The organism is Thermovibrio ammonificans HB-1, assembly GCF_000185805.1.
Classification (GTDB): Bacteria; Aquificota; Aquificia; order Desulfurobacteriales; family Desulfurobacteriaceae; genus Thermovibrio; species Thermovibrio ammonificans.
The window spans coordinates 1,298,515-1,313,475 of the sequence record NC_014926.1 but is presented as its reverse complement, the minus strand read 5'-3'; the positions used below and the strand labels follow the sequence as shown (position 1 = coordinate 1,313,475).

Here is a 14,961-nt window from a genome sequence, read left to right as displayed (position 1 = left end):
AATAGAGTCCAAAACTTGCAGAGGAGCTTAAAATGGCCCTTTACGCTGCCCTTCTCCACTACCCGGTCTACAACAAGTCGGGGAAAGTTGTTGCAACTTCCCTGACCACCCTCGATATCCACGACATAGCGAGAGCGGCGAGAACTTACGGGGTAAAGCGCTACTTTATCGTTCAGCCGATAGAGAACCACCTGTGGCTTGCCAGGAAGCTCCTCTCCTTCTGGCAGGGAGGCCACGGCAGAGAGTACAACCCCAAACGGTGGGAGGCCTTAAAGCTTGTAGAGGCCGTTCCCTACTTTGAAGATGCCCTGAAGAGAATAGAAGAGCTCGACGGCGTAAAACCCAAAGTTGTTGTTACCTCTGCCAAGCGTTACCCCGGGGCTGTCTCTTACGACTTCCTGCGGGACAGGCTGAAAACCGAAGACCTGATAATCTGTTTTGGAACCGGTTGGGGACTAACCGAAGAGTTTATAAAACAGGCTGACTACATCCTTGAACCGATAGAGGGGCCTACCGACTACAACCACCTGTCGGTTCGCTCTGCCGCCTCGATAATCTTCGACAGGTTGCTGGGAAGGTAAGGGGGAGAGCCCCCGAAGGCTACTCCCCTTTGTACTCCCACTTGCCGGTTGTCAGGTACTTGTGGATAGACTGGGCCGCAATTTTGGCGTGTTTTATGGCCGTTACAACCAAGTCTCCGCCGTTTACCACGTCGCCGCCGGCCCAAACACCCTCTACGTTGGTTCTGAACTCCTCATCTACCGTAGAGAGGTTGTTCCACTTATCTATCTTGAGTCCCTCGAGGTCTTTGTAGGCGGTGGGGTTATCGCCTTGTCCTACGGCGAAGATTACAACGTCGCACGGTATCTCAAACTCGGAGCCCGGAATGGGTTCAACTTTTGGCCTTCTGCCCTCCTGAGGTATGAGCTTCATCTTAACGCACTTGAGGGCTTTAACTTTGCCCTCTTCGTCGCCTATCACCTCTACCGGCTGGGTGAGCCAGTTTATCTTTACGCCCTCCTCTTCCAGCATCTCCCACTCGTCCTCCCGGGCCGAAGAGGAGTCCTTTGTACGCCTGTAAACCACCTCAACGTCGTTCCCCAGTCTTACCGCAACTATTGCGCAGTCAACGGCTGTAAAGCCTCCGCCGACAACTATCACTTTCTTATCCTGGGGAAGCTCAACCTCCTTCTCCGGTGCAAGTAACGGGTGGGTTTCACCTGTGTTCACCTTCATTAGGAATCCAATTGCAGAGTAACACCCTTTAAGGTCGGCTCCGGGAATATTCATCTTCTTACCCCTTCCGGAGCCTACCGCTATAAAGACCGCGTCGAACTCTTTCCTTATCTGGTCGAGGGTGATGTCCTCGCCTACAACGCAGTTGGTTTTAACCTCAACGCCGAGGTTGATTATGTGGTTTATGTCCCAGTCGAGAGCCTCCCTCGGGAGGCGGGGCTCGGGGATTCCGTAGCGCATCACGCCGCCCAGGTAGGGGAGAGCTTCAAATATGGTAACGCTGTGGCCCTTCTTCCTCAGGAAGTAGGCAGCCGCAAGTCCTGCCGGCCCGCCGCCGATTACCGCAACCTTCTTACCGGTGTCGGGCTCAACTTCATCCTTCCACTCAACGCCCGACATCCTTACGTTATCGGCGATGAACCTTTCGAGCCCGCCTATTGCAACGGCCTCTCCGTTCTTCCTCCTTAGCAGTATACAGGTGCTCTCACACAGCCTCTCCTGGGGACACACCCTTCCGCACACGGAGCTGAACGGGTTTCTGTCCCTCAGGATTTTGTAACCTTCTAACACGTTCTCCTTCTGGATTGTCTCTATCCACTCGGGGATTCTGCTGTTTACGGGGCAAGAGTCCATGCAGGTAGGAGTTTTGCACAGTAGGCACCTTATGGCTTCGTCTTTTGCCGCCGTGTGTCCGTAGCCGAGAACGTACTCGTTAAATACTCTCTTCCTCACATCCGGAGGGAGAACGGGCATGGGCATCCTGTCCATCCACCTGTCAAGGCGCTTTTTCATCTCTTTCATCCTCCTCCTCGTGTAGGTAGTTCCTTTCTCGAGACAATTTTATCTGAACTGTTTCAGTTTTGTAAAAACACCTTCTGTATAATTCTGGCCACATTCGAGCCGGAGGTTGAGGATGCCCAGGATAATACTCGTTCGCCACGGAAAAACCGTATGGAACGCCGAGGGGCGTTACCAGGGAAAGATGGATATCCCCCTGAACGAGGAGGGTAAAGAGCAGGCGAGAAGAGTGGGCGAGGCCCTGAAAGGATTCCCCGTAAAGGCCGTTTACTCGAGTCCCCTTTCCCGCTGCCGCGATACCGCTGCAGAGATTGCCAAACACCACAACCTTGAAGTTCAGGTAAAGGAAGGGTTTAAGGAGATAGACCACGGCGAGTGGGAAGGTCTGCTTGCCTCCGAGGTAGAGAAGAAGTACCCGGAACTTCTTAAACTTTGGCGCACAAGGCCGGCAGAGGTTAAAATGCCCGGAGGGGAGAGCCTTCGGGACGTTTACGACAGGGCCGTTAAGGCTTTTAACGAGGTTGTCTCTTCCCACTCCGACGAAGACCTGATTGTAATAGTGGGGCACGACGCCACAAATAAGGTTCTCATGTGCCACCTCCTCGGGGTAGACCTTAATAAGTTCTGGGCCTTTAAACAGGCAAACTGCGGAATTACGGTTCTTGAGTACAGCCCCGAAACCGGAAACGTTGTGGTTCACGTTGCGAACGCAACCGGCCATTTGGGGAAGGACATAGACTTTGAGGTTCAGAAGTCCCTTTAAAGTTTTAGACCTAAAAGAGGAGTTTGGACAGCTCACCTTTGGAACTTTTGTTGAGAGGCTCAACCGGTTTGTCGTTCTCCTGCTTGTAAACGGCGAGCTGAAAAAGGCCCACCTTTCCGATACGGGAAGGCTCAGGGAGCTCCTGGTTGAGGGGGCTCCCCTTTTACTTGCACCCAACCCCCGCGGGAAGCTCGATTACAAAGTGGTTGCCGTTAAGAGTGGAGGTGAGTGGGTCCTGATAAATACCCAGGTTCATCCTAAAATCGCCCAAGGTCTAATAGAGGCCGGCTGCCTTGGGTTTAAGCCTAAGGAGATTCTGCGTGAGGTTAAAAGGGGAAGGAGCCGAATAGACTTTCTAATTGACGGGGACTTCTATCTCGAGGTTAAAGGGTGCAACTTGGTAAAAGAGGGGGTATGCCTTTTCCCCGATGCTCCTACCGAGAGGGGCAGGAAGCACCTTGAGGAGCTGATTAGGCTTAAAAGAGAAGGTTTCAGGGCGGGAGTTCTCTTCCTGGCTTTTAGGAGCTGTTTTTCTCTCCGTCCCAATGCCGAGACCGACTCGGCTTTTGCCGAAGTTTTTAGTGAGGCTAAACTCTCAGGAGTGGACTTTTTCGCCTTCCGCCTTGTCCTTAAGCCGTTGAGCGGAGAGGTTTGGGCTGTCGAGGAAATCCCTGTATGACATACTGATTCCTTCTTTTTTCACTTTCCTGAGAATTTTAATCATGTTTGGCTACGAAGAAATCGCTTCCAGTTTGTAGGTTTTTTTCCGTTTCTCTTCTGAGAGTTTTGAAGCGTCTATTTTTAAGTTGTGAAGCTTCTCCAGCTCCAAATACTCTATCCAGGCTTCAAGGATTTTCCGGTACTCTGTCATATCCCCTCGCTTTGTCTGTTTGTGTCGGTTGATACCCTTAATTTTAAGGAAGTTATGTCTTAACCTTCACCGACTTTATCAGGAGCCACTCTTGATTTTTTCACAAAGGCCGCCTATTATTTCTTTCCCAGATGCTCCATCTCTCCCTCCTCACTGTTTGGGCTGCCCCCAAAGCGGTTGGGGGCCCTTTTTTTTAACCTCCGAGTCTCCTCTTGTAGTAGTTGCTGTATATGGCTCCCGCCGGGTTGTGGGCAAGGACCCTGTCTTTAACTATCAGCGTTGTTGTGGGTGCCTTGGAGTGGTTCTGGAAGATGATGTCGTGACCTATGCAGAGCCCGACTATCACGTTCAGCTCCGTTCCTGCTCTGTTTAGAGCCTGGGCCTGAAGCACCGGGTTGCACGTGGCTTCTAAGGAGTCGGGTCTCATCTTCTCGATTTTTAGGAGGGATTTATCTACGGCTCCAACTTTGCAGGCTGCAGAAAAAACGCTGAACCCGGCCTTTTCCAGGTATTCTACCAGCACTCTGGTCTCTTCAAAGAGCCCTATGCAGAAGGCCACGCCGATTTTTTTAAACCCCATTCGCCGTGAGAACTCTATGAGCTCTTCAACACGTGTAAGTTTGCAGTAGAATTCCCGCTCAACGTCTGATGCCACTTTGAGCATCTGCTCCTCGGCGGGAGTTAAGCTCCTGAGGAGCTCTTCGCCTCCGGGGGCACACACTTTGCCTCCCCTGTAACAGTCGGGGGAGTTGCAGTTGTGGCACTTCATCTGTGCTCCTCCTCGTTGGGCTCGGTGAGCTCCGGAAGCTCTCCTTTCTTAAATAGCTCTAATGCTTCGTCTAAGAACTTAACCTCTTCCGGTACGAGGTAGACCTTTATACCCAAGCCGTTTCTTATTTTGTCGAATGCTCCCGGACCCATCTCCTTTACAAGGACGGCTTCTACTCCCTTTTCCTTGAACATTTGGGCTATGTAGATTCCCCTTCCCCTCTGAACGTGAAGGCCGGGGTTTTCAACGATTTCAACGGCGTTGGAGTCGGTATCGACAACGGCAAACAGGCTCGATTTGCCGAAGTGAGCGTTAATAAGCCTTTTTCCCTTTACCTCTGTTTCCAGTACGGGAGCTGCCACTTTCATAGTTATCCTCCTTCAGAGAAAGATTTAATTGTGTAACTCAAATATAAGGCGTGTGATACAGCTTAACTACTGATAATCTGCACAAGTTTATAGAACTCTAATCATCGTTGACGAATGTCAAACCTTTTTCAACTTGCCGAGGGTAACATTAAAGTTGAAAACAAAATTAAGGAGGTTTCAATGTTTGGGTTCTTTAAGAAAGGGAACGGGGGTAAGAAGGAGGAGAACTTCTGCGTTGAGTCCGACCTTGCCAAAGGGGTAGGAATCAAGATGCCCTCTTTCCACGAGAGCGTTAACTACATGTACAAGCAGGTAAAGGAGGCGGGCCTCTCGAACGTTGCAGACCGTTTTGAGGCAATGGAGAAGGTCAGGTGTAAGTTCTGTAAGGAAGGGGTTTCGTGTCAGCTCTGTTCAATGGGACCGTGCCGTATAACTCCGCAGACCCCCAGGGGAGTTTGCGGTATAGACGCTCACGGTATTGTTATGAGGAACCTCCTCATCAAGGCGAATATGGGCCTTGCCGCCTACACTTACCACTGTAGGGAAGCTGCTCTTACGCTACTTGAAACTGCAAGGGGCAACACCGTTTACGAGATTAAAGACCCGGCCAAAATCGATGCCCTTGCGCAGGTTTTGGGCGTAGACCCCAACTTGCCTCTTGACAAGAAGGCCGAGGCTGTGGCCGAGGGTGTTTTGAAGAGCCTCTCTCAGAACGACACTTCTGTTTTCGTTGAGAAGTTGGCACCCGAGAGCAGGAAGGAGGTGTTCAGGAAGCTGGGCATTATGCCAAAAGGGCCGATGAACGAGCTCGTTGACTCTGTTACCCGCTCTATGACCAACATAGACGGCGACTACGTAACTCTTGCCCTTGCAGCCCTCAGGAACGGTGTGGCTTCTGCTTTTGGTGCTCTCGTTCCCCTGGAGATGATTCAGGACGCTCTCTACGGTACGCCTTCTCCCCACCAGTGTACCGTTGATTTCGGCGTTCTCGACCCTGACTACGTTAACATTCTGCCCAACGGTCACGAGCCTTTTGTCGGAATGGCCCTTGTGAAGCTCGCTCAGGATGAGAAGTTCCAGCAGATGGCGAGGGAGGCCGGCGCTAAGGGGATAAGGATTGTCGGCTCTATTGAGACCGGTCAGGAGATGATGGCCCGCCTTGAGTGTGGCGATGTTTTCCCGGGTTTAACTTCCAACTGGATTTCAATCGAGTACTTCCTCTCTACCGGTGCAGTTGACGCCTTTGTTATGGATATGAACTGCTCCCTTGCAAACCTTAAGGAGTACGCCGATAAGTACCGCTTCAAGCTTATTGCAGTGTCTAACATTATAGGGGTTCCGGGCTCTATAAGGCTTGAGTATAAGCCCGGTAACGAGGCTAAGGTTGCTGAAGAGATTATTAAGCTGGCCATAGAGAACTTTAAGGAGCGTAAGGAGGTTCAAAAGGCCGATGTTTCCCGCTTTAAGCAGAATGCAATAGTGGGCTTTTCTGCCGAAGCGATAGTTGAAGCCCTTGGCGGTACCCTCGACCCGCTGCTTGAGGTTATTAAGAGCGGAGACATTAAGGGGGTTGTCGCTCTGGTTAACTGTACTTCCCTCGGTAACGGTCCTCAGGACAGCATGACCGTTCAGATTGCCAAGGAGCTTATCAAGAGGGATATCCTCGTTATAGGTGCAGGTTGCGGTAACGCGGGCCTTCAGAAGGCCGGCCTTGAAACTTTGGAAGCTGTAGATAAATACGCCGGTCCAAGGCTTGCAAGCGTGTGCAAGGCCCTCGGTATTCCTCCCGTTCTGTCTTTCGGAACCTGTACCGACACGGGGAGGATTATTATGACCGTTGTTGCGATTGCAAACGCCTTGAGGGTTGACCCCTCTCAGCTTCCGGTTGCGGTTACCGCTCCTGAGTATATGGAGCAGAAGGCCGTTATCGACGGTTTCTCTGCGGTTGCAATGGGGCTTTACACCCACGTTTCTCCCGTTCCTCCGGTTACGGGTTCCGATAAGGTTGTTAAGCTTCTTACCGAGGAGGTTGAGGCTCTTACCGGCGGTAAGATTGCAGTTGGAGACGACCCGGTTCAGGCTGCAGACGGCATAGAGGAGCACATTATGAAGAAGAGGGAGCTTCTTGGCATATAAGCAGGCTCTCGGCCCGTTTTTTTCATCTCCTCCCTCCGTCGCGCCGCTTGCCCTCCTTCGGGAGGGCCCTTTTATTTTTACCTTTAGGGGTAGAGCATGTCGGTTATTGAGCGTGAGAAGGAGACTATTCGCCGTATGGTTGAGATTTACTGTTGGAGGCGCCACGGCAGCAGGCGGGGAGAGCTGTGTCCCGAGTGTGAGAAGCTACTGAACTACGCCTTTAAGAGGCTCGACTTGTGCCCTTTCGGTGAGGAAAAGCCCACCTGTAAGAAGTGTCCGGTTCACTGTTACTCTCCGAATATGCGGCGCAAGGTTAAGGAGGTTATGCGCTTTAGCGGTCCCAGGCTGCTTATTTACGACCCCTTTGGCTGGCTCCGTCATGAGATTAAGGAGCGCTTTAGGAGGCCAGGTCTTTTAAAGCGTTAGGTTTTTTAACTGTTACGGTGCTTCCGTTTTTCTCCACAACCCCGAGGGATTTCAGTTTCCCGAGCATCCGGGAAACGGTCTCTTTTGTAAGGCCCAGCTCGAGGGAGGCGGTTGTTGTGCTGAATTTGAAGCTCTCTCCCTCTTCCTCCATTCTCCTGTAGAGGTAGCTTGCGACTTTCGATAGGGCGCTTTTGAGCGAGAGGCTCTCTATAACGTTTGTAAGGTGAATCAACCTCTGGGCCATAACCGCCAGTAGTTTCATTCCCACTTCCGGGTCTTTCTTCAGGAGGTTGAGCATCTGGTTTCGGGGAATTGTTAGTACTTCCGACTCCTCAACGGCTTCTGCCCAGGCGGGGAAGTAGCCTCCGGTGAAGCTTGCCGCTTCGCCAAAGATTATGGGAGGTTCGAATATCCTTAAAATCTGCTCTTTTCCCTTGGAGGTTTTGAATATTTTTACTCTGCCCGATTTAAGTATGAAGAAGGCGTCGGCCTTTTGGGAGGGATGGAATATCACCTCTCCCTTGTTGAACTTTCTGCTTACCGCAATTCGGGAGAGCTCCTCCAGTTGCCTCTCTGTGAGCTTTGAAAAGAGCGGCAGCTGTCTGAGAAACTCCTTCACCATGGTTACACCAGGTAGAACTCCTTTAGAAAGAGCTCTACGATTTTGAGGTCTTCCGGGGTTGTTACCTTTATATTTCTATAATCGCCGGGAATTGCCACTGTTTGATACCCGTAACGCTCTATGAGGGCGGAGTCGTCGGTCGCTATGAACTCCTCCTCGAGGGCCTTTCTGTGGCACTCCAGGAGAACGTCGAAGCGGAAGAGCTGGGGTGTTTGGGCAAGCAGCAGCTTGTCTCTGTTCAGCGTTCTGTTTACCATGAAGTCGCCGGGCTCAAGGGGGGCTCCCGCCTCTTTAACGGTCTCTTTCGGCTTCACCGCCGGTATAACCCCTTCTACCTGATAGTCCGACAGTGCCACCACAAGGTCGTTTAGGAGGGCCGGCGTTATTAGGGGCCTTACGCCGTCGTGGACGAACACCTCTTGGGGGCTCAGCTCCTTTGCGGCGAGTAACCCTCTGTAAACAGAGTGTTGTCTCTCTTTACCCCCCTCTACAATTTTTACCACTTTTCTGAAGCGGGATTGGAGCTCTCTGCCCGTTTCTAAGTCTTGGGCCGGGAGGACGAGGATTACGCCGTCTACAAGTTCAGACTTCTCCATAACGAGCAGGGGGTACTCCAGTAACTTTTTTCCCATAACCGTGAAAAACTGCTTTTTGCCTCCGAAGCGTTTCCCGAGCCCAGCTGCGGGTACAACGGCAACCCTCACTTCACCACCTCTTTCAGCCTGCCGAAGATTATCTTGCCGGCGGAAGTTTGGAGTATGTTGTTGACCAAAACTTTTACTTTGTGTCCTATCAGGTGTTTGGCGTTGTCTACTACAACCATTGTGCCGTCGTCGAGGTATCCAACTCCCTGGTTTTTCTCTTTACCCTCTTTAACGAGGAATACCACGAGTTCTTCTCCAACGGCAACAACTGGCTTCAGGGCGTTTGCGAGGTCGTTTATGTTGAGAATTTCTATTCCCTTTATGGAGGCAACTTTGTTTAGGTTGTAGTCAGTTGTTATGAGCTTTGCCCCGAGCCTTTTGGAGAGCTCAACCAGTTTTGCGTCAACGTCCCTTATCCACGGGAAATCCCTTTCGTAAATCTCCACGGGGGGCTTTTCGAGGGTTCTCAGCTTGGAGACTATCTCGAGCCCCTTCTTCCCCTTTGTTCTTACCATCGGGTCTGTGGAGTCGGCGAGGGTTTGAAGCTCCTCTAAAACGAACCTCGGAATAACTATCTTGCCCTCTATAAACCCTATCTTCGCAATTTCGTAAACCCTGCCGTCTATCAGGGCGCTTGTATCTACAACCTTTACAGAGCAGTAAAGGGGAGCTTCATCTTTAAAAATCTCCGAAAGCGGCCGCTTCCTCCCGACCTCTACCGCCAGAAATCCAAACAGGTAGGGGAGTGTTAGAAAGATAATCTCCTGCAGGTAGGGAAAAGCGCTGAAAAGCGAGTAGAGCGATAGAGTTATCCCCTTGGCCAGGTATAGACCCAGGAAGAAACCTGCCGAGAAGAGGACAACTATCTTGACCGTTATCCGCCTTTTCAAAACGAACTGGTAGAAGAGGAAAGAGGCGGCGGTTATAAAAATGCTCAGAATGAGAGACTGGGTTAGGGTAAACCCGTAGTTCTTAAAAACTATCAGAACCACAAGGAGAAGGACCAGGAAGAATGCCCCGATAATCTTGGACATCACGACTTCTGAGCCTCTTTGAGGATTTTGCGAATCCTCTGCTTAACTTTTCTCACCGGCTCCCCAAGCGATAGAGCTATCTCCTCTGCCAGCTTGCTGAAAGCCTCTTCGAACATCCTCTTCTCTGAGTAAGATAGCTCCTTGTCCTTGGACCTGTAAGAGAGGTTCCTTACTACAGTTGCCAACTCCCTGATGTTGCCGGTTTTCAGCCTGTCTACGTTTAACCTGTGGCGTATAGTCCACTTCTCGCTTATGTTGGTCGGCTTCTCGGCCAAGTAGCTGAAAACCTCCTCTATCTCCTCCTCCGATAGAACTGGTCGAACGCCGGAGCTTTCGAGCCCTACCTCGGGAATCAATATAGACATGTTCTTCCCCAGGAGGGTGATTCTGTAGTAGGTGACCTCTTTTCCCCCTACGACCCTTACCTCTGTGCTCTCAATAACGCCCACGCCGTGAGGGGGATAGGCCACTTTGTCTCCCACTTTAAACACAGCAGTCTCCTAATGCGGTTTTCTGACGGGCACTTCCCCCTTCTTCGGCTCCCCATAGGGAACTGGAATGAACTGGACGGAGGCCTGACCTGAAGGTTGGTAGTAGAGCTCCATAAGGTCGTAAACCTCTTTCGGAACTTCTGTTGAGACCTTCAGGCCCAGTTCTTTAAGTACCTCCACGGTCAGAGGGTAGTCGTGAGTCCAGTAACCGCTGGTAAGAAGGTCGGCAATCTCCCTGGCCTTCTCCGGACTGTGACCCTTAGATGCCAGAATTCTCTCTATTGTCTGCTTCATCTGAAAGAGTGCCTTCTCTGCAACGTCTGCAAGAATCAGGCTCTCCTCTTTAACGCTTCCCTTCTCCTGTTGTAGCTTCTCCCTTACGGCCTTCACTATTGAGGGTGCCGGAAACTGCCCTATTTGCGGGTCGAGGGGGCCCAACACCGCGTTTGGGTCCATTACTATTTCATCTGCCGCAAGTGCTATAAGCGTTCCCCCCGACATTGCGTAGTGGGGCACTATGACCCTTACGGGAGCTTTATGTTTAACGAGGGCGGATGCGATTTGGGTTGCCGCAAGGGCAAGGCCTCCCGGCGTATGGATTATGAAGTCTATAGGCATATCGTCGGGGGTCATCCTTATGGCCCTCAGAACGCGCTCGGAGTCCTCTATTGTTATGAACCTGACTATGGGGAAGCCCATAAACGCCAGCCGCTCCTGACGGTGAATCATTGTTATTACGCGGGACTTCCTCTTTTTCTCTATCTCGCGGATTAAACGAAGCCTTGCCCACTCGAGGTTTTTCTGCTGAAAAAGGGGCCAGAGAGAGAAGAAGATGATAATAATCCAGAAGATATCAAACGGGCTAACTCCCTGTTGGGCCATAGGCTCTCCAACCTAAGATTTAAACACTATTTTACCATTGTAAACAGTGAACTTTACCCTTCCTCTAAGGGTTTTGTTAAGGAACGGAGTGTTCACGCTTTTGGAGCGAATCTCCTCCCTTGTTAGGGTGAACGTCTCGTCGGGGTCGAATATGGCTACATTTGCCCGTGCTCCGGGCTTTAAGGTTCCTATATCGTTTCTGTTTATTATCTTTGCCGGGTTTAAAGAGAGCTTCCTCACCATCTCCTCAAGGCTCAAGTAACCTTTCCTTACAAGCTCCAAAGAGAGAGGAAGCATAGTTTGGAAGCCTATTATCCCGAACGGAGCCTTACAGAACTCCACCAGTTTCTCGTCTTCGGAGTGGGGAGCGTGGTCTGTTGCTATAACGTCGGCTACACCGTTTTTGAGTGCTTCCCTGCAGGCTTCAACGTCCCTTTTGCTCCTTAGGGGCGGGCACATCTTTGCGTTTGTGTCAAACTCCCTAACGGCCTCTTCCGTCAGCGTAAAGTGGTGGGGCGTGATTTCGCAGCTCACCCTTACACCTTCGCGTTTTGCCGCCTCTATGGCCTTCAGGGCCCCTTCCGTTGATACGTGGCACACGTGGATGTGTACTCCCGTTAACTTTGCCACTATCAGGTCCCGAACGGTCCCTATCTCTTCTGCCTCGGGCGGCATTCCCGGTATGCCCAGCAGGCTCGAGAGCTCTCCCTCGTTCATGTGACCGCCTTCAGAGAGGGTTTTATCTTCGGAGTGGGTGAACACCGGTATGCCCAAACTCCTTGCGTAGTCCATTGCGTTTCTCAGCACCTTGCTGTCCTTAGGGGTCTCTCCGTCGTCGGATATGGCAACGATTCCGGCCTTAACCATTAGACCTATCTCGGCAAGCTCCTCTCCCTTGAGCCCCTTAGTTATGGCTCCCACCGGGAAAACGTCACACAGTCCCACTTCCTCTGCTCGCTCTACGATGTAGCGGGTTACAACCGGGTTGTCGTTAACAGGGTCGGTGTTGGCCATACAGCAGACCGAGGTAATTCCCCCTGCAACGGCTGCGTGGGAGCCGCTCTCGATGTCTTCCTTCCACTCCTGACCGGGCTCCCTCAGGTGGGAGTGGAGGTCTATAAAGCCGGGGGCCACAATAAGGCCCCCAACGTCTAAAACCTCTTCAGCTTCCGCTTTGGGAATCTCCTTCTCTACCTTTACTACCGTGCTACCCTCTATGAGGATATCTGCCCGGCCGTTGAGCCCCAGTGAAGGGTCAACAACCGTTCCTCCCCTTATGAGAAGCCTCTTAGCCATTGCCTCCCTCTGCAGCTTTCTGTTTGTGGCACCTTGAACAGTTCCTCGGGTCCCTTGCACTGAAGGCGGTTTTGCCGTTGTGGCAAGCACCGCAGTACTTACCCTGCCAGATATCCCTCATTGTGAAGTGGTCTGCTCCGAAGCGTTTCTTAAACAGCCTCGGGTGGCAGTAGGAGCAGTGCATCTTCTTTACCTTTACGTGGTAGACGTGGCTGAAGACCACATCTCCGTTTTTTGTTTTAAACACCAAATCCCTGTTTAACACCCCTCCCTTGAAGCAGCCTGCAACGAGGGTAGCGGCCGATAGGACTGCCGCAGCTGCTACTGCTACTTTCTTTTTCATTGCACTTCCTCCTTGAGTTGGTCTATGCGATTACACACCATCGACAGCACCACCATCCTTACTGCAAGGCCCGTTTCCACCTGGTTGAATATGAGGGAGCGGGGTGACTCTACAACTGCGTTGTTCAGCTCAACTCCCCTGTTGAAGGGGCCGGGGTGGAGTATGAGGGTGTGGGGAAGGAGTTTTGCCAGCTTTTGGCCGTTCAGCCCAAACAGGGTTGCGTACTCCCTTATGGAGGGGAAGGTTTTCTTGGCGTTCTGCCTCTCCAGCTGAATCCTCAGCAGGATTACTGCGTCTGAGAAGGCCGCCACCTCTTCAAAGGAGTTGAGTTTTTTAACTCCCAGCGCTTCGGGATACCGGGGCATCATGGTAGAGGGACCGAAAACCGCCACTTCCGCTCCGAGGCTCTTTAGCAGTGCCGCGTCGGAACGGGCCACCCTGCTGTTTGCTATGTCGCCGATTATGGTTATCCGCTTTCCCTTTAGCTCTTTAAGGTGCTCTTTGAGTGTAACGGCGTCGAGCAGGGCTTGGGTGGGGTGCTGGTGGCGTCCGTCTCCGGCGTTAATGATGGAGGCCCTTGTAAACTTTTTGACTGTTTGGGGTGCCCCTTCACACGGGTGGCGGAGGACTATTACGTCCGGGTGCATTGAGTCGAGGGTTCTCACTGTATCTATGAGGCTTTCGCCCTTTTTAACGGAGCTTGCCGAGGCGCTCACGTTTATAACGTCGGCCGAGAGGAACTTTCCGGCCTTCTCAAAGGAGGTTCTGGTTCTGGTTGAGGGTTCAAAAAAGAGGTTAACTACGCACTTTCCCCTTAGGGTTGAGAACTTCTTCCTGCCCCTTCTTAGGGCCTCTTTTACCTTTAGGGCGGTTTCGTATATCTCTGAAAAGAGCTCCGGTGTTATCTGCTGGGCACAGATGAGGTCTCTCATCTCTTTTCCTCTGCTAACGACTTGGCAATTATCTTGAAGGCTTCGCGAACTTCAACTGCAAGCCTGTGGGCTTCAAGCCCCTCGCACTCTGCAAGCTCCCTTGCGGCCCAGCCCACCTGCTTGAACCCTTCGGGAGTTACGTAGATTACCGAGGAGCGCTTTATGAAGTCGTAAACGCCCAGGGGTGAGAAGAACCTTGCGCTTCCTCCGGTCGGGAGGACGTGGTTCGGCCCCAATACGTAGTCGCCCAGGCTCTCGCAGGTGTAGTGTCCTAAGAATATGGCACCTGCGTGTTTAATCCGGTCCAGCAGGCCGAAAGGCTCCTTCGTTGCAACCTCCAGGTGTTCCGGGGCAATCTCGTTTGCCACGTCGCAGGAGTGGTTTACGTCTTCTGTAAGGAATACCGTTCCGAAGTTCTCTATGGCTTTTCGGGCTATCTCCTTACGGGAGAGCTTCTTCAGCTTTTCCTCAACCGCCTTAACAACCTCCTGGGCTACCCGGTCGCTGTGGGTTACGAGGAACGCCCCTGCAAGCTCGTCGTGCTCGGCTTGAGAGAGGAGGTCGGTTGCAACCCAGTCGGGGTTTGCAGACTCATCGGCTATTACCAGGATTTCGCTGGGTCCGGCAACCATGTCTATATCTACGGTGCCGAAGAGGAACTTCTTGGCCAGTGCCACGTATATGTTCCCCGGCCCAACTATTTTGTCTACCTTGGGAATGGACTCTGTTCCGAAGGCTACCGCCGCAACCCCGTGGGCGCCTCCTACTCTGTATATCTCGTTTACTCCCGAGAGCTTCGCGGCAACCAGCGTGTAGGGGTTGACCTCGAGGGAGCCTATTGCCGGGGTTATCATTACAACCTTTTCAACGCCTGCAACCTTTGCGGGTACGGCGTTCATAACCACCGAAGAGGGGTAAGAGGCCTTTCCTCCCGGAACGTAGATGCCGGCAGAGTCCAGCGGTGTAACTTTCTGACCCAGCACTATTCCGGGCTCTGTTACAAAGTAGGAGTTCTCCTTTTGGTGCTCGTGGAACCGCCTGACCCGCTCTACGGCGAACTCTATCGCCTTTACCACCTCTTTTGGAACTCTGTTGAAGGCCTCCTCTATCTCCCTTTCGGAGACCTTTACGTTCTCGGGGGTGAGCTCTACTCGGTCGAACTTCTTTGCGTAGCCGAATACGGCTGTGTCCCTGAACTGCCTAACGTTTTCGATTATCTCCAGAACGGCAGGTGCGTATCTGCTCTCTAAGCCCTGCCCTCTGGTTTTTATTCTCAGGAGGTCGGGGTCTTTCTGCCAGTTCTCTTTGCGAAGGTTAACAACTTTCATGGCCGCTCCCGCTTGCTAAGAG

The 14,961-nt window shown here is 52.0% G+C and carries 18 protein-coding genes; 5 read left to right on the top strand and 13 right to left on the bottom strand.

Features of this window, described 5'->3' with window-relative positions; genetic code table 11:
• Nucleotides 1-32 precede the first annotated feature (32 nt).
• Nucleotides 33-581, top strand: a complete 549-nt coding sequence (locus THEAM_RS06770) for an RNA methyltransferase (protein WP_013538093.1) — start codon at nt 33-35, stop codon at nt 579-581.
• A 19-nt stretch (nt 582-600) separates the two neighbouring features.
• Here the strand turns inward: THEAM_RS06770 and gltA are convergent, their stop codons facing one another.
• On the bottom strand, nt 601-2,028 hold the full coding sequence (gene gltA / locus THEAM_RS06765; RefSeq protein ID WP_013538092.1) for an NADPH-dependent glutamate synthase: 1,428 nt from the start codon (nt 2,026-2,028) through the stop codon (nt 601-603).
• 121 nt (nt 2,029-2,149) lie between these two features.
• On the opposite strand from gltA, the gene cobC reads away from it, so the two are divergent.
• The gene (gene cobC, locus THEAM_RS06760) at nt 2,150-2,797 is read left to right on the top strand and encodes an alpha-ribazole phosphatase (protein ID WP_013538091.1); all 648 of its coding nucleotides are present in this window, start codon (nt 2,150-2,152) and stop codon (nt 2,795-2,797) included.
• The gene (gene sfsA / locus THEAM_RS06755) at nt 2,775-3,476 is read left to right on the top strand and encodes a DNA/RNA nuclease SfsA (RefSeq protein WP_013538090.1); all 702 of its coding nucleotides are present in this window, start codon (nt 2,775-2,777) and stop codon (nt 3,474-3,476) included. The genes cobC and sfsA overlap by 23 nt, the downstream gene beginning before the upstream one ends.
• 51 nt (nt 3,477-3,527) lie before the next feature.
• Here sfsA and THEAM_RS09670 read toward each other — a convergent pair whose 3' ends face one another.
• From THEAM_RS09670 to THEAM_RS06745, 3 genes are all read right to left on the bottom strand, one after another.
• Entirely contained in the window at nt 3,528-3,668 is a 141-nt protein-coding gene (locus tag THEAM_RS09670) for a hypothetical protein (RefSeq protein ID WP_013538089.1), read from the bottom strand.
• Between the two features lie 193 nt (nt 3,669-3,861).
• The gene (locus tag THEAM_RS06750) at nt 3,862-4,437 is read right to left on the bottom strand and encodes a DUF1847 domain-containing protein (RefSeq protein ID WP_013538088.1); all 576 of its coding nucleotides are present in this window, start codon (nt 4,435-4,437) and stop codon (nt 3,862-3,864) included.
• Nucleotides 4,434-4,805 (bottom strand): NifB/NifX family molybdenum-iron cluster-binding protein, encoded by a 372-nt coding sequence (locus THEAM_RS06745; RefSeq protein WP_013538087.1) that lies wholly within the window; start codon nt 4,803-4,805, stop codon nt 4,434-4,436. Before THEAM_RS06745 ends, THEAM_RS06750 begins: the two co-directional genes overlap by 4 nt.
• Before the next feature lie 180 nt (nt 4,806-4,985).
• Here THEAM_RS06745 and cooS point away from each other — a divergent pair, with 180 nt between their 5' ends.
• On the top strand, nt 4,986-6,941 hold the full coding sequence (cooS, locus tag THEAM_RS06740) for an anaerobic carbon-monoxide dehydrogenase catalytic subunit (protein ID WP_013538086.1): 1,956 nt from the start codon (nt 4,986-4,988) through the stop codon (nt 6,939-6,941).
• Between the two features lie 96 nt (nt 6,942-7,037).
• Entirely contained in the window at nt 7,038-7,367 is a 330-nt protein-coding gene (locus THEAM_RS06735) for a nitrous oxide-stimulated promoter family protein (protein ID WP_013538085.1), read from the top strand.
• Here the strand turns inward: THEAM_RS06735 and THEAM_RS06730 are convergent.
• The 9 genes from THEAM_RS06730 to hisD are packed head-to-tail and all read right to left on the bottom strand — an operon-like array spanning nt 7,339 to nt 14,939.
• Entirely contained in the window at nt 7,339-7,989 is a 651-nt protein-coding gene (locus THEAM_RS06730) for a Crp/Fnr family transcriptional regulator (RefSeq protein ID WP_013538084.1), read from the bottom strand. The two genes, THEAM_RS06735 and THEAM_RS06730, sit on opposite strands and share 29 nt — an antisense overlap.
• A 2-nt stretch (nt 7,990-7,991) precedes the next feature.
• Nucleotides 7,992-8,693, bottom strand: a complete 702-nt coding sequence (gene ispD / locus THEAM_RS06725) for a 2-C-methyl-D-erythritol 4-phosphate cytidylyltransferase (RefSeq protein WP_013538083.1) — start codon at nt 8,691-8,693, stop codon at nt 7,992-7,994.
• Nucleotides 8,690-9,667, bottom strand: a complete 978-nt coding sequence (locus THEAM_RS06720) for a PIN/TRAM domain-containing protein (protein ID WP_013538082.1) — start codon at nt 9,665-9,667, stop codon at nt 8,690-8,692. The genes ispD and THEAM_RS06720 overlap by 4 nt, the downstream gene beginning before the upstream one ends.
• Nucleotides 9,667-10,158, bottom strand: coding sequence for a CarD family transcriptional regulator (locus THEAM_RS06715; RefSeq protein ID WP_013538081.1), 492 nt, complete (start codon nt 10,156-10,158; stop codon nt 9,667-9,669). Before THEAM_RS06715 ends, THEAM_RS06720 begins: the two co-directional genes overlap by 1 nt.
• Before the next feature lie 9 nt (nt 10,159-10,167).
• A complete protein-coding gene (locus THEAM_RS06710; protein ID WP_013538080.1) occupies nt 10,168-11,040 on the bottom strand; it encodes an SDH family Clp fold serine proteinase in 873 nt (290 codons plus the stop codon).
• 12 nt (nt 11,041-11,052) lie between these two features.
• Nucleotides 11,053-12,336 (bottom strand): dihydroorotase, encoded by a 1,284-nt coding sequence (locus THEAM_RS06705; protein ID WP_013538079.1) that lies wholly within the window; start codon nt 12,334-12,336, stop codon nt 11,053-11,055.
• Nucleotides 12,329-12,679, bottom strand: a complete 351-nt coding sequence (locus tag THEAM_RS06700) for a cytochrome c3 family protein (protein WP_013538078.1) — start codon at nt 12,677-12,679, stop codon at nt 12,329-12,331. The genes THEAM_RS06705 and THEAM_RS06700 overlap by 8 nt, the downstream gene beginning before the upstream one ends.
• Entirely contained in the window at nt 12,676-13,611 is a 936-nt protein-coding gene (locus THEAM_RS06695) for an aspartate carbamoyltransferase catalytic subunit (RefSeq protein ID WP_013538077.1), read from the bottom strand. Before THEAM_RS06695 ends, THEAM_RS06700 begins: the two co-directional genes overlap by 4 nt.
• Entirely contained in the window at nt 13,608-14,939 is a 1,332-nt protein-coding gene (gene hisD / locus THEAM_RS06690) for a histidinol dehydrogenase (protein ID WP_013538076.1), read from the bottom strand. Before hisD ends, THEAM_RS06695 begins: the two co-directional genes overlap by 4 nt.
• Nucleotides 14,940-14,961: the final 22 nt, after the last annotated feature.